The sequence below is a fragment of the Paraburkholderia polaris genome (assembly GCF_012927345.1).
In the GTDB taxonomy this organism is placed as follows: domain Bacteria; phylum Pseudomonadota; class Gammaproteobacteria; order Burkholderiales; family Burkholderiaceae; genus Paraburkholderia; species Paraburkholderia polaris.
On sequence record NZ_JABBGJ010000002.1, the window covers coordinates 297,517 to 311,204 of the forward strand.

12 protein-coding genes and 1 pseudogene are annotated in these 13,688 nt (G+C 60.6%); 7 read left to right on the top strand and 6 right to left on the bottom strand.

Features of this window, described 5'->3' with window-relative positions:
* The 5 genes from arsH to HHL24_RS02545 form a co-directional block, all read right to left on the bottom strand.
* Positions 1 to 765, bottom strand: a complete 765-nt coding sequence (gene arsH, locus HHL24_RS02525; protein ID WP_169483808.1) for an arsenical resistance protein ArsH — start codon at positions 763 to 765, stop codon at positions 1 to 3.
* Complete coding sequence (arsC, locus tag HHL24_RS02530) at positions 765 to 1,187, bottom strand: arsenate reductase (glutaredoxin) (protein ID WP_169483809.1); 423 nt, start codon at positions 1,185 to 1,187, stop codon at positions 765 to 767. Before arsC ends, arsH begins: the two co-directional genes overlap by 1 nt.
* Complete coding sequence (arsB, locus tag HHL24_RS02535; protein ID WP_169483810.1) at positions 1,184 to 2,269, bottom strand: ACR3 family arsenite efflux transporter; 1,086 nt, start codon at positions 2,267 to 2,269, stop codon at positions 1,184 to 1,186. Before arsB ends, arsC begins: the two co-directional genes overlap by 4 nt.
* Positions 2,266 to 2,592 carry an ArsR/SmtB family transcription factor gene (locus HHL24_RS02540; protein ID WP_169483811.1) on the bottom strand — a complete coding sequence of 109 codons (327 nt, stop codon included), beginning with the start codon at positions 2,590 to 2,592 and terminating at the stop codon, positions 2,266 to 2,268. The genes arsB and HHL24_RS02540 overlap by 4 nt, the downstream gene beginning before the upstream one ends.
* A gap of 190 nt (positions 2,593 to 2,782) precedes the next feature.
* On the bottom strand, positions 2,783 to 3,409 hold the full coding sequence (locus HHL24_RS02545) for a methylated-DNA--[protein]-cysteine S-methyltransferase (protein WP_169483812.1): 627 nt from the start codon (positions 3,407 to 3,409) through the stop codon (positions 2,783 to 2,785).
* A 213-nt stretch (positions 3,410 to 3,622) separates the two neighbouring features.
* On the opposite strand from HHL24_RS02545, the gene HHL24_RS02550 reads away from it, so the two are divergent.
* From HHL24_RS02550 to HHL24_RS02560, 3 genes are all read left to right on the top strand, one after another.
* Positions 3,623 to 4,999, top strand: a complete 1,377-nt coding sequence (locus HHL24_RS02550) for a leucine-rich repeat-containing protein kinase family protein (protein WP_169483813.1) — start codon at positions 3,623 to 3,625, stop codon at positions 4,997 to 4,999.
* Between the two features lie 61 nt (positions 5,000 to 5,060).
* On the top strand, positions 5,061 to 6,023 hold the full coding sequence (locus tag HHL24_RS02555; RefSeq protein WP_169483814.1) for a substrate-binding domain-containing protein: 963 nt from the start codon (positions 5,061 to 5,063) through the stop codon (positions 6,021 to 6,023).
* A gap of 374 nt (positions 6,024 to 6,397) precedes the next feature.
* On the top strand, positions 6,398 to 8,185 hold the full coding sequence (locus HHL24_RS02560; RefSeq protein WP_169483815.1) for an ATP-binding protein: 1,788 nt from the start codon (positions 6,398 to 6,400) through the stop codon (positions 8,183 to 8,185).
* Positions 8,186 to 8,201: 16 nt separating this feature from the next.
* Here the strand turns inward: HHL24_RS02560 and HHL24_RS02565 are convergent, their stop codons facing one another.
* Positions 8,202 to 9,116, bottom strand: a complete 915-nt coding sequence (locus HHL24_RS02565; RefSeq protein ID WP_169483816.1) for a LysR family transcriptional regulator — start codon at positions 9,114 to 9,116, stop codon at positions 8,202 to 8,204.
* A 151-nt stretch (positions 9,117 to 9,267) separates the two neighbouring features.
* Here HHL24_RS02565 and HHL24_RS02570 point away from each other — a divergent pair.
* The 4 genes and pseudogenes from HHL24_RS02570 to HHL24_RS02585 all read left to right on the top strand — a co-directional run.
* Positions 9,268 to 9,354, top strand: a pseudogene (locus HHL24_RS02570) (IS6 family transposase); the annotation flags it as partial.
* 448 nt (positions 9,355 to 9,802) lie between these two features.
* On the top strand, positions 9,803 to 11,497 hold the full coding sequence (locus tag HHL24_RS02575; protein ID WP_169483817.1) for a 5-guanidino-2-oxopentanoate decarboxylase: 1,695 nt from the start codon (positions 9,803 to 9,805) through the stop codon (positions 11,495 to 11,497).
* A complete protein-coding gene (locus HHL24_RS02580; protein WP_169483818.1) occupies positions 11,494 to 12,984 on the top strand; it encodes an aldehyde dehydrogenase family protein in 1,491 nt (496 codons plus the stop codon). The genes HHL24_RS02575 and HHL24_RS02580 overlap by 4 nt, the downstream gene beginning before the upstream one ends.
* Positions 12,985 to 13,122: 138 nt before the next feature.
* The coding region (locus tag HHL24_RS02585; protein WP_169483819.1) for an ABC transporter substrate-binding protein at positions 13,123 to 13,688 on the top strand (566 nt) is incomplete at its 3' end.

Genomic DNA, 13,688 nt, shown 5'->3' on the forward strand with positions numbered 1-13,688 from the left:
TCATTCCGTTTCGCTGTCGTCGGTGTCCGCATTGGCGCTCGCCGCTTCCTGATCCATCGCGGCGGCCGCCAACGTAGCCGCCAGTTCCGGATGCGCTTCCTTGCGTTCGCTGTAGCGATCTGTCAGGTAGTCCGAACGGTCCCGCACCAGCAACGTGAACTTGTACAGCTCCTCCATCACGTCGATGAGGCGGTCGTAATAGGCAGAGGATTTCATCCGGCCGCCGGCGTCGAATTCCTGATACGCCTTCGCTACCGACGACTGATTGGGGATCGTCACCATCCGCATCCAGCGGCCCAGCACGCGTAGCGCGTTGACGGCATTGAACGATTGCGAACCGCCGCATACCTGCATCACCGCGAGCGTGCGTCCTTGCGTGGGGCGCACGCCGCCGCTTTCGAGCGGCAGCCAGTCGATCTGATTCTTGAACACGGCCGTGAGCGTACCGTGACGCTCCGGGCTGCACCACACCTGTCCCTCCGACCACTCGGACAGTTTGCGAAGTTCGACGACCTTCGGATGATCGGCCGCCACGCTGTCCGTGATCGGCAGGCCGTGCGGATCGAAGACCCGTGTTTCAGCGCCGAATTGGCGCAGGATGCGTTCGGCTTCGAGTGTGAGCAGTTTGCTGAACGAAGTGGGACGCAATGACCCATATAACAGCAGAATTCGCGGGGCGTGTTGCGAAACCGCTTGCGGTTCGAGTTTTTGCAGATCCGGCGTGTGGAAGTGTGGGCCGCTGATGTTGGGCAGATCCGCGGACATTAACGCACCCTCCGTCCTGCGCTGTCGATCACCTGCTCGCCGTCTTCTTTTGTAAACGCTCCTTGTTGTGCTGCGGGCAGGATATCGAGAACGACCTCGGAGGGCCTGCATAGACGCACGCCGAGCGGGCTGACCACAATCGGGCGATTGATGAGGATCGGATGCGCCAGCATCGCATCGAGCAATTGCTCATCGCTCAAGGACGCCTCCGCAAGGCCGAGTTCCGCATACGGCGTGCCCTTCTCGCGCAGCGCGGCGCGCACGGTGAGACCCGCGCGCTCGATCAGGTCTTTCAGCGTGTCTCGATCGGGCGGACTCTTCAGATATTCGATGACCTCCGGTTCAATGCCGGCGTTGCGAATCATTGCCAGCGTATTGCGCGAGGTGCCGCACTGCGGGTTGTGATAGATCGTGACGCTCATATACGCTGTCCTTTAACGCTGTGTTTTGCTTCGTACCAGTGCTGCGAACGATTGACGACGCCGACCACCAGCAGCATCACCGGCACTTCGATCAGCACACCGACCACAGTGGCAAGCGCCGCGCCCGAATGAAATCCAAACAGGCTGATCGCGGTGGCCACCGCAAGCTCGAAGAAATTGCTTGCGCCGATCAGACTCGACGGGCCTGCGACGCAATGCGCAACGCCAAGCCGACGATTGAGCAGATACGCGAGGCCGGAATTGAAGAACACCTGAATCAGAATCGGCACTGCGAGCATCGCGATGACCAGCGGTTCCTTGACGATTGCCTGCCCCTGGAAGGCGAACAGCAGTACGAGGGTTGCCAGTAACGCGCTGATCGAATAGGGCGCGAGATGAGCAACCGCCTGCTGGAAATGCGCGCCGCCTTTGGCGAGCAGATGACGGCGCAACCACTGCGCGAGGATGACGGGGATGACGATATACAAGCCGACCGAAATAATCAGCGTGTCCCATGGCACCGTAATCGCCGACAAACCCAGCAGGAGGGCGACGAGCGGCGCGAATGCCACGATCATGATGGCGTCGTTGAGCGCCACTTGCGATAGCGTGAAATACGGGTCGCCCTTGCAGAGTTGCGACCAGACGAACACCATCGCCGTGCACGGCGCGGCGGCAAGCAGAATGAGACCGGCGATATAGCTGTCGAGTTGACCTGCGGGAAGCCACAGCGCGAACACATGTCGAATGAAAATCCAGCCGAGCAACGCCATCGAAAACGGTTTGACGAACCAGTTCACAAACAAGGTCACGCCGATACCGCGCCACTGGCTTTTCACCTGGGTCATCGCGGCAAAATCGATCTTGACCAGCATCGGAATGATCATCACCCAGATCAGCACGCCAACCGGAAGATTGACCTGTGCCACTTCCATGCGGCCGATCGCCTGAAAGAGTGGCGGCAGCAGTTGCCCGAGCAGAATGCCGCATACGATGCACAGCGCCACCCAGACGGTCAGATAACGCTCGAAGAATCCAATCGCCGGCCGTGCGCCGCGCGCCATGCTGTTGGTGGTGCTCATTTTTCGCAGCAGCCGGGGAGGTTGCTCGCGGCGCATGGTCCGCCGGCGCAGCAGTTTTCAGTCAGGAAGGCGATCAGGCCCGTCATCGCGTCGAAATTCGCTGAATAGATGATGAAGCGCCCGTCCTGCCGCGGTTTCACCAGCTCGGCATGTGACAGATCCTTGAGGTGGAACGAGAGGCTTGATGGGGAAAGCCCGAGCTGCTGCGCGATTTCACCAGCGGCCATGCCATCCGGCCCGGCGACGACCAGCAAACGGAAGATCGCCAGCCGTGATTCATGAGCGAGCGCGCCAAGGGCGCGTACAACGAGGTTCGAGTCCATGGCCAAACGATACGCCGATCGTTTTCATATTTCAAGTATTGTTGAAATGACGTGGCTGACGTGGCTGACGTGGCTGACGTGGCTGATGTGTGGATGGCGGTGACTGCATATGCGAGCCTGCGGGCGATGTGACCTATCGCTAAGCATCCAACGCCATCGCCTGAGGCCAGCGCAGGATTCTCGAATTGCCTCAGTTGCCGAACAACGAGGCCTGCGTCCCGCGGTTTGGCAGTGGGCGTGCCGATTTCACCGGCGTTTCCCGGTCGACCGTTTCCGGTGCGGTGGTTGAAGCCGCAGCCGCAGCCGCAGCCGAATCCGCAGCCGCTTCCAGCGAAGTTTGCCCGGCTTCGAGCGACAGAAGAAACATCTTGTTTGCCAGTCCGCCAGCAAAGCCGGTCAGATCGCCGGACGCGCCGATCACGCGATGACAGGGCGCCACGATCGAGATCGGATTTCTGCCGTTCGCCGCGCCCACGGCCCGCACCGCGTTGATGTTCCCGATTTGTGTAGCGATGTCCGCGTAGCTGCGCGTCTCGCCAAACGGGATCGTTAGCAGCGCCGCCCAAACCTTCTTCTGGAACTCCGTTCCCTGGAAGTCGAGTTCAAGGTCGAACCGGTCTCTCGTCCCTGCGAAATATTCGTTCAATTGCCTCTCGGTTTCGATCAGGATCGGGCGCTCATCCGCTTCGACTATCTCCGGCAGACGCACCCGGTTCGGCTTGTCGTTCTCCCACAGAATGGCGGCAAGCCGGTTGCCGTTTGCAACGAGCTTTAGTTCGCCAACGGGGGAGTTCATTAACTTGTATGCGTATGTCACTTTGCTGGGTTCCTGGCTGGCTGGAGGCTGACATGGCTTGATGCGAGGCTGCGAACTCGCTGTGCAATGGCTCCGATACCTGACAGCTTAAACCGCGTCCTCGCTGAGGTCACGCCGGATCTTGCTATCCAATTCTGCGCGTGGCCCGGGACTCAGTAGAATTGATACCTTCGGCACATCGCCCACCGGCAATCGGATATCTTCTCTACGACTGTGACAACCACCCTGGAACAACTGCGGGCCGGACAACTGGCGGGTACCCGCCGCCTCAAACTGGCGTGCGGCCTGAGCGAATTTCCGCGTGAGATTTTCGATCTGGCCGACACGCTGGAAATTCTCGATCTGTCCGGCAATGCACTCTCAGCGCTGCCCGATGATTTGCCACGGCTGAGCAAGCTGCGCGTCATCTTTGCTTCTGACAACCCGTTCACTGAATTACCGGAAGTCCTCGGGCAGTGTTCGCAACTGAGCATGGTCGGCTTCAAAGCCAACCGCATCCGCGAAGTTTCTGGCAAATCGCTGCCGCCGCTGCTGCGGTGGTTGATCCTCACCGACAACGAGATCGAAGCACTACCGCCAGAAATCGGCGCCTGCACGCAACTGCAGAAGTTGATGCTTGCCGGTAACCGGTTGCGCACACTGCCCGAGGAACTGGCTGCCTGCTCGCGGCTCGAACTGTTGCGTCTCGCGGCAAATCAACTCAGTGGACTGCCTGCCTGGTTGCTGCGTCTGCCACGGCTTTCCTGGCTGGCTTACGCCGGCAATCCGTTCAGCGAAGCGCTGGAGACGGCGGCACTGACCGATACACCGATTGCCGATATTCGATGGAATGACTTGAAACTCGAAGCGCAGTTGGGCGAGGGTGCGTCCGGTGTCATTTATCGCGCGGCGCTTGTTGCTCGTCATGACGATGCGAGCAGGCCTGTGGCCGTCAAGTTGTTCAAGGGCGCGGTGACGAGCGATGGACTGCCAGACTGCGAGATGGCGGCCTGCATTCGTACCGGCGATCATCCGAACCTGATTCCGGTGGTGGGCAAAGTGAAGGACCATCCGGCGGGCGCACATGGCCTCGTGATGGAGTTGATCGATCCGCAATTCACTAATCTTGCCGGACCACCGAGCCTCGAGTCATGCACGCGCGACGTCTATGGCACCGGCACGCGCTTCGGGTTGGCCTCGGCCCTACGCATTGCATACGGCGTCGCGTCGGCAGCGTGTCATCTGCATCGGCAAGGTGTGATGCATGGTGATCTGTATGCACACAATATTCTGCATGGTGGGCAGGGTCGCGCGTTGCTGGGCGATTTTGGCGCGGCGTCTTTCTATGCTACTGATGATCGAGACCGAGGCGTTGCGCTGCAGCGCCTCGAAGTCAGAGCGTATGGTTGTCTGCTCGAGGAGTTGATCGATCGAAGCGACAGCCTGGATGTGGCTGCAGACGCGAACATCGCGGCGAAACTGGTTGCGTTGAAAGAGAAATGCCTGAGCGAAGATATCGGCAGCCGACCGTTGTTCGACGAAATCGCTTCCGTTTTGCGGCAGCTAACGGGCGCCAGCGATCGGGACGCCGCAGCGTGGGCGGCGATTTGATCTGTTTTTTGTGTGAACCCAATGCGACCGTTCGCCCGCTAAGCCTAAGGAGAGAAAATCAATGACGCAGAGGATGCGCCGCCGCGTGCTGGTTGCCGGCACGCTTGCTGCGGCAGGCCTGACAGGTGCGGCTCGGGTCGATGCAATGCAGGGCGGCAAGCTGAAGATCGCCCTCGTGTTGAAGTCGACGACTGATCCGTTCACGGTAGCGATGGCGAACGCTGCGCAGAACTATCAGAAGCACTTTGCGTCGCAGTTCGGCTTGACCATTCGCGGAACGGCAACGGAGAACGATACTGCCGTGCAGATCCGAATGGTGGACGAGTTGATCAACGCGAGGATGAATGCGATCGTCATCGCGCCGACTGACTCGAAGGCGCTGACAGCCGTCGTGGCGCGGGGGATCAAGGCCGGCATCATCATGGTCACGATCGACAACCCGCTCGATGAGGCGTCGCAGGATGCTGCCCACATCTCCGTGCCGTTCGTCGGACCGAATAACCTCAAGGGCGCGAAGCAGGTGGGCGATTATCTTGCGGAGCGGCTCAAGGCGGGCGATCAGGTTGGGGTCATCGGAGGTATTTCCGCCGACCGCAATGCGCAGCAGCGCACGGCCGGCAGCAAGGACGCAATGAGCGCGGCCGGCATGAAGATCGTCGCCATACAAGCGGGGGACTGGGACTATGGGAAAGGTCGGGACGTTGCGTCGAGGATGTTAACGGACTATCCGCAAATCCGTGCGTTGATGTGCGGTAACGACAATATGGCAATGGGGGCGGTGGATGCTGTTCGCGATGCGGGGAGAACCGGCGGTGTTTATGTCACCGGGTATAACGACAGCGATGCGATCAAGCCGCTGCTCGCCGACGGCCGCGTGCTCGCGACGATGAATCAGTTTGCCGATCGGCAAGCTGTGTTCGGCGTCGACGTGGCGTTGAAGGCGGTCACCGAACAGAGAAAGCAGAGCGAATTGTCGCGGGTCATTGAAACGCCGCTGCAGCTAGTGACTGGCACAAGTCACTGAAACGATTTGTCGTGGCTTAAACAGCAGGCGAGCGAGCGCTTTCGTTCGCCCGCGGCTGCAAGCCTATGATATCGACGCCCTTCGCCTTGCTTATTGCGCGCGACTTTGCGCGGCTTGGTCGCCTTTCCGAACTCCGATTAAACGAAGCTTCAAAAAATTCGATTTGATCAATCAAAATTTTGCGCTATTCGCCGGCGCGAACTGCCGTAGTATTTCTCCGATCTGATGACCCGGATAAGCACTTCCTCACGGAGCTCCTTGGGTTCCGGTTGCCCACGCGTCCGTCCTGACCTGACAACCTATAGAACAGAAGATCGTGGCATACGCAAAGCTGTCGCTCAATCGATTCACTCTTCTGGATTCGCGAGCTTGCGATGATTCAAATTGGACAAACACATATTTCGCTCGAGCATCGGGAAATACGCTCGCATGGCGAATCAGTGCGGCTCGGCAGCCGCGCCTTTGACATCCTTGAGTTGCTGATCGCCGCGCAGGGGGCGTTAGTCTCCAAAGAGGCGATCATGCGGCGCGTCTGGCCCGACACGATCGTCGAGGAAAACAACCTTCAGGTGCACGTTGCAACGATACGCAAAGCGCTGGGTGCGGATCGCGACCGTATCGTGACGGTGCCGGGCCGCGGCTACCGGATGACCGGCGTGACGATGGCGGGTAGCTCTGCCCCAGTGGATCCCGGTGAGTGTGCCCTTGTGACACACTGGTCCAATACACACAACCTTCCTCTCCATATGTCTGCGCTAGTGGGGCGGCAAGGCACTGTTGCGGACGTGTTGGACGCCATCGAACCCGCGCAGATCGTGACGCTCGTCGGCTCGGGAGGTATCGGCAAGACGCGCCTCGCTGTCGAGGCGGCGAGACGGATGCTGCCTCGTTTTCCTGACGGGGTGGTGTTCGTATCGCTTGCGCCGGTGTCGGACCCGCAATTTGCGCTTGACGCGCTCGCGACGGCGCTCGGCATGAAGATGTCTTCGTGCGGCCTTTCGCTTGCGCATATCGCGCACGAGATGCGGGGCAAGCGCCTGCTGATCGTGCTGGACAATTGCGAGCACGTTGTCGATGCGGCTGCCGCGATGGCGGAGGTGCTGGCCGCGGCCGGCGATGGCATGCGGGTGCTGGCGACGAGTCGCGAAGCGCTGCGGGCACGGGACGAAGTCGTCTATCCGGTTCCCTCACTCGAAGTGCCCAGCCCCGAGAACCCAAGCGACGACGTGTTGCAGACAAGTGCGGTCCAGCTGTTTCTTTCGCGCGCTCGCGCAGCCGATCCGCAATTTTCGTCCGACGAACGCAGCATCTTTCTGATCGGTGAGGTCTGCCGGCATCTGGACGGTATTCCGCTTGCCATCGAACTGGCTGCGGCGCGTGCCGCCGTCCTCGGCATTGAAGTGCTGGCGGCGCGGCTCGATGATCGCTTGAGGATACTGTCAGGCGGCTGCAGAACGGCATTGCCACGCCATCAGACGTTGAAGGCGACACTCGACTGGAGCTACCGTCTGCTCGATGAAAGCGAACGTGCGATCTTGCGCTGGCTCGGCATGTTCGTCGACGCGTTCACGTTCGATTCGGCCTGCCACGTCGGCGCGCAACTCGGCCTCACGAAGGCGGATGTGATGAATGCGCTGGGCGGTCTTGTGTCGAAGTCGCTCGTGATCCGCGCCGACTGCAGTACTTCACCGAGGTATCGTTTGCTGGAAACGACGCGTGCCTATGCGCTGCAGCAACTCGACGACAACGGCGAGCGCGGCGGCGCCGCACTGGCTCACGCAAAGTCGTTCTGCGAGCGGTTCAGACGCACGCAACACGATCCGGCGATCACATCGCTGCACGACGGTCTGGCGGATTTCACGCGTGAACTCGGCAACGTGCGCGCCGCGCTCGACTGGGCTTTTTCGGCGACGGGCGATCAGATAGTCGGCGTCGAACTTGCCTCGATCGCCGTACCGTATCTGTTCGATCTTTCGCTGGTCGACGAGTGCCGTAGCCGCGCTCGCGTCGCACTCGACGCAGACGTTTCGACCTTGCCGGTCGAAGTGCGCTTGAGGCTGACGACGAGCCTGGCGGCTGTGCGCGCCCTCATGGGCGATCCGGAGGCAAAGATCGCCACAGCGGACGACGAGGATTGCCGGCCGGCCTGCATCGGCGCCTGACGCATTGCGCCAGTCGTCATACGTACTGGTGGCTGACGAAGCGGTCGACAAGGTCGGGTGCGTCGAGGCGATCGATCCACCAGCGCATTGCTTGTCCGGTTTCGTCTTCGCGCCACGCCAGATAAAAGTGCGTCACGTCCCGCATGCCGAAGACCTGCTTTGGGACGAGCTCTCCGCGTGCGATAGGCCCTGTAGCGAGACACTCGGGAATGGTGCCGACAGCAAGCCCTTCGAGTTGCGCGGCGAGTTTGCCGGCGAGCGTCGGCAGCGTAATGCAATTCTGCGTGGCGGGCGCACCGACGGTGCGTGGCATCAGTTCGCGTGACGTATCGCCGATGACCGCGCCGCGATGGCGCGCGACGGTTTCCATCGTCAACGGTTCGGGAAGGGTCGCCAGCGGATGATCGGGAGCCACTACGAAAATATGGCGCATCGAACCGATCGGACGGGCGACGAGATTAGGCAGGTCAGGCGGATCGCCGGCTGCGCCCACCACGAGGTCGGCACGCCGTGTGATCAATGCATCCCACGTGCCGCCCAGCACCTCCCGCGACAAACGCAGGCGTGTTTCCATGTTCATTTCATAAAATGCATGGACGTGCGGCCAGATTGCGTCGAAAGGCAGGATCTCGTCGATGCAGAGGCGCAGTTCGGCTTCCCAGCCGTGCTGCACGCGTTTCGCCTTGAGTTCGAGATCCTCCGCTCCTTGCAGCAAACGTCTGCCTTCTTCGACCACTACCCGGCCGGCATGCGTGAATTTCGCACGCCGGCCGCTCCGGTCGAACAGGGCGACTTCAAGATCGCTTTCGAGCTTCTGTACCAGGTAGCTCAACGACGATGGCACACGATGCAGAAGTTCGGCGGCTTCCGCGAACGTACCGGTGCGATCGATCGCATCGAGTACTTCCAATACCTCAAATGACAGCTTCATCGAGAATTCCTGGCGTAGTGGCTTGATTGCGCTTGTCTGATGCAGCGCGTGATCTGGTGGTGTCGATTGTCGCACTGATCGGGATGGCCGCGGCGGAACACATGTGCGCTTCAGAAGTCTTCAGGAAAGGATAGCGTGAATTTATTCTCCGAAGGCGTTTCGCCGGTGCAAGCGCCCAGTCGGCAAGAGCTGGTGCATGGACGAGACGTACATCAATGCCACGTGGCAATGGAAATATGGCAAGTCAAAGACTGCGGCATCGGCCGAACTCAGGCCGATCACTTCTATTCGTTGGATTAATAAGTATTCCTCGTCATATCGGCCTTGTTCCCACTGAAAACCTGATCGCGACACTATCGGAGGATGGTCGCGCCTCCGCTGCAGAGGAATGAGGGTTCGGAATGGGTTGGAGCCGACTCGGGCGTGGCAACGCCATACCCAATGACGCTTTCCCGGTCAGGGTTTCCCCTTGTTCATGCGTTGAGTTCATGCGCTCCATGAAAAATGATCGATTGTTCTCGTCCCTTCGAACGGCAAGAATTCGCTTAATGAAAACGTGGTCCGCGCACTGGCGAGTTGCGATGCGATTGAGAAATTTGCGTAGCCCGCCTTCAGCGAATGTTGAAAAACAGTTTTATTGGAGCCAGCCACTGTCTGGTTCAAACCAATCAAGAGCTTGACGACCAATGAACTTCCCGGACAGTACCACCAGCCTCAGCCAGATTGAAACCGCAACAACTTGCTTGTCCTCAACGTCAGGGCAGACCTGTGGTGAAGCACTCGTTACGCTGCTCGAGGGTTACGGTGTGCAGTGCGTGTTCGGAATCCCGGGCGTGCATACCGTCGAACTCTATCGTGGTCTGGACGCTTCTTCGATCCGTCACGTCACGCCGCGCCACGAGCAGGGAGCGGGCTTCATGGCCGACGGCTATGCCCGTGTAACCGGCAAGCCGGGGGTGTGTTTCATCATCACCGGGCCGGGCATGACAAACATCGCGACCGCGATGGCTCAGGCGTATGCCGATTCGATCCCGATGCTCGTCATCTCCAGCGTGAATGCGCGGCGGCAGCTCGGTAGCGGAGACGGTCGTCTTCACGAATTGCCGTCCCAGCAAGGTGTGTTCGCCGGACTCGCCGCGTTTTCCCATACGTTGTTGAGCGTCGACGAACTGCCGCAGGTGCTCGCCAGAGCATTCGCCGTTTTCGGGAGCGCGCGGCCGCGACCCGTACACATCGAAATTCCGCTGGACGTGATCGTGGCGCCGGCGCGCGGGATACAACTGGCGCCGGTCGCGCTGCCCGCCAGACCTGCTGCCAGCGCGCGTGCTATCGCTGACGCCGCGAATTGCCTGTCGGGCGCCCAGCGGCCGATCATTCTTGCTGGGGGCGGTGCCGTGGGCGCCGCTGACGAGTTGCGCGAGTTGGCGGAGCGGCTGCAGGCACCCGTTACGCTGACGATCAATGCCAAAGGATTGTTGCCGTGCGGCCACCCGCTGCTGGTGGGTTCCACTCAATCGCTCCCGGAGACGCGTGCGCTGGTTGCCGAGGCAGATGTGGTGCTGGCAGTCGGCACGGAGTTGGGTGAAACCGACTACGACGTTGTTTTTGATGGCGGCTTCGCCATCAATGGGCGACTCGTGCGGATTGACATCGATGCGCAGCAACTCATGCGCAATTTTCGTCCGGATCTCGCGATTGCTGCCGATGCGCAACAGGCGCTCGCGGCACTGTGCGCCACGCTGCGCGAACAGCCATCCACGCCTGCACGAGAAGGGTGGGGCGCGCGCCGCGTCTGCGCTGTACGCGCTGCGGTGACGGCGAGCTACGACGCACCGACGCTGTCACAACAACATCTGATCGACACGCTGACGAGCGCGCTTCCTGGCGTGATCATCGTCGGCGATTCGACGCGTCCCGTTTATGCAGGCAATTTCACTTACGATGCGCCCGCGCCGCGGTCATGGTTCAACTCTTCGACGGGATATGGAACGCTCGGTTACGGCTTGCCCGCCGGTATCGGCGCGAAGCTCGCAGCGCCGGATCGTCCGGTCGTCTGCCTGATCGGCGATGGCGGTCTGCAATTCACGTTGCCGGAACTCGCGAGTGCTGTCGAAGCACAAGTTCCTCTGATCGTTCTGTTGTGGAACAACTTCGGTTACGGCGAGATTCGCAAATACATGGTGGAGCGCGATATCACGCCGGTTGGCGTGGATATCTATACACCGGACTTCATCGCACTTGCGCGAGGGTTCGGGTGTGCCGCGGTTCGCGTAGATTCTCCGGACGCTTTGGTCAGCGAATTGCAACGCGCCACGGGAGGCACCGTCCCGACGGTGATTGAAATCCGCGAGAGCAACTGGTTCGAACAGGTGCCCGCATGAACACGCCACAGGTATCGCCCTGCGATTCAATAGACGGCATTCAGTTGCAAACGCAACTGTACATTGATGGCCGCTGGTGCGGTGCTGCAGGTGGTGCACAGCTTGCCATTTTCAATCCATCGACCGAGGAGGTGCTCGCGCACGTTGATGCCGGTAGCGCCGATGACGTCGATCGTGCGGTTCGCGCCGCCGGGCGCGCATTCAAGTCGTGGCGCAATACCAGTGGCTCGGCCCGGGCGCACTATCTGCGAGCGATCGCTGTCGGTGTCGAGGCCCGCCGCGAGCGGCTTGCCACACTGCAGTCGCAGAACAATGGCAAACCTCTCGAGGAAGCGCGGATCGACGTCGGCGACGTGATCGCAACGTTCGAGTACTACGCTGAGCTGGCAGAAGGCCTCGACGTCAAGGGCGAATCCGAGGTGGCGATTCCGAGTCCAGAACATCGGGCACTCATCCGCCGTGAACCGGCAGGTGTTGTCGGCCTTATCGTGCCGTGGAATTTCCCGATGGTCACAACCGCCTGGAAACTTGCGCCAGCGCTTGCTGCCGGCTGCGCGGTCGTGCTCAAGCCGTCCGAAATCACGCCGTTGCCCGAGCTGGAGTTGGCTTCGATCGTGGCCGAATGCGGCTTGCCGCCGGGCGTGTTCAATGTCGTCACCGGTACCGGCGTGGAAGTGGGTGCGCCGCTTGCCGCTCATCCGCTTGTCGCGAAAGTCTCGTTTACCGGCAGCACAGGAGTTGGCCAGACGGTGATGAAGACGGCAGCCGACACGCTCAAAGGCGTCAGTCTCGAACTGGGCGGCAAGTCGTCGATTATCGTGTTTGCCGATGCGAACCTCGATCTCGCTGTGGATCTCGTGGCGGGTGGCGCATTCTTCAACGCTGGGCAAATGTGCTCGGCAACGTCCCGCGTGCTGGTTGATAGATCGATAGCCGATGCTCTGGTTGAACGTCTTGCCGATCGCGCTGCACGAACGGTGGTTGGCGATCCCTTCCTGTCTGGCGTTCAGATGGGACCGTTGACGAGCCGTGCGCAGTTCGAACGTGTGCAGTGCTATATCGCGCGAGGCAAGGAGGAAGGTGCGCGTCTTGTGATTGGTGGCGAACCGATGATGGGTGCCGGGTACTTCGTCAGACCCACGATTTTCGTCGATGTGCCGACCAACAGCAGTGTATGGCGCGAGGAAATCTTCGGGCCGGTGCTGTGCGTACGCAGCTTTGACAGCGAGCAGGACGCAATTGATGCGGCTAACGACAGCGAGTTTGGTCTCGTTGCCACCGTCGTCACAAGCGACGAAGCGCGGGGTAAGCGCGTTGCGGATGCCCTGGATGCCGGTGTTGTATGGATCAACGCCCCGCAGCTGATTTTCCCCCAGACCTCGTGGGGCGGCTACAAGCGCAGCAGCCTCGGTCGTGAGCTTGGACCGTTCGGCCTCGCCGCATTCCAGGAAATCAAACAAATCCTGTCAGTTCGAAATGGTGGGTGAGCGCATGAGCATTCGTCATGGTGCTCATTCTGAGATTGGGTTTGTTAGGTATGTTTAGGAAATCTAGAGTCTGCTCTCCCAACGCAAACGCGTTAGGAGAGCGGCGAGACAGTAGCGTTGTTCACACGGGAGACGATGATGCAGGACATCAAAAAAGGTAGAAGACAGGCAATCAAGACGCTGGGTGCGGCACTCGCGGCGTCCGCGCTGCCCATGCCGTTCGTCAATCTGAGAGCGCAGGAACAGAACTTCTCCGGCAAGACACTACGCTTGCTGACCTGGTCCGACGACACCGGCGCCGCCGCCTTGCGCAACATCGCCGCCACGTTCGCGGCGAAGACCGGCGCGAAGGTCATCGCCGATCGCGCCGACGGCACCTCCGGCATGGTCGCCAAGGTCAAGGCGGCGGGCGATCGCCCCACTTACGACGTCATCACGCTGGCCGGCGTCGGCGCTTCAGGTCTCGGCGATGCGGGTCTCCTGATGAAGCCCGATCTCGACAAGCTGCCGAACCTGAAGGACGTCGCGCCGCAATACCGCACGGGCGCGAACGGCTTCGGCGTGGGTTATCTGCTGTGGTCGGACGGTTTGATCTACAACACCTCGACGGTCAAGACGGCGCCGACCACATACGAAGCATTGTGGGACCCGAAGTACGCCGGACGCCTGTTCCTGCCGCCGCCCGAATGGGCCGAAGCGGTGGA

Excerpts from the sequence above, each read along its gene's own strand:
- arsH (WP_169483808.1), bottom strand. The coding sequence starts at position 765 with ATGTCCGCGGATCTGCCCAACATCAGCGGCCCACACTTCCACACGCCG.
- arsC (WP_169483809.1), bottom strand. The coding sequence starts at position 1,187 with ATGAGCGTCACGATCTATCACAACCCGCAGTGCGGCACCTCGCGCAAT.
- arsB (WP_169483810.1), bottom strand. The coding sequence starts at position 2,269 with ATGAGCACCACCAACAGCATGGCGCGCGGCGCACGGCCGGCGATTGGA.
- HHL24_RS02540 (WP_169483811.1), bottom strand. The coding sequence starts at position 2,592 with ATGGACTCGAACCTCGTTGTACGCGCCCTTGGCGCGCTCGCTCATGAA.
- HHL24_RS02555 (WP_169483814.1), top strand. The coding sequence starts at position 5,061 with ATGACGCAGAGGATGCGCCGCCGCGTGCTGGTTGCCGGCACGCTTGCT.
- HHL24_RS02560 (WP_169483815.1), top strand. The coding sequence starts at position 6,398 with ATGATTCAAATTGGACAAACACATATTTCGCTCGAGCATCGGGAAATA.
- HHL24_RS02565 (WP_169483816.1), bottom strand. The coding sequence starts at position 9,116 with ATGAAGCTGTCATTTGAGGTATTGGAAGTACTCGATGCGATCGATCGC.
- HHL24_RS02575 (WP_169483817.1), top strand. The coding sequence starts at position 9,803 with ATGAACTTCCCGGACAGTACCACCAGCCTCAGCCAGATTGAAACCGCA.
- HHL24_RS02580 (WP_169483818.1), top strand. The coding sequence starts at position 11,494 with ATGAACACGCCACAGGTATCGCCCTGCGATTCAATAGACGGCATTCAG.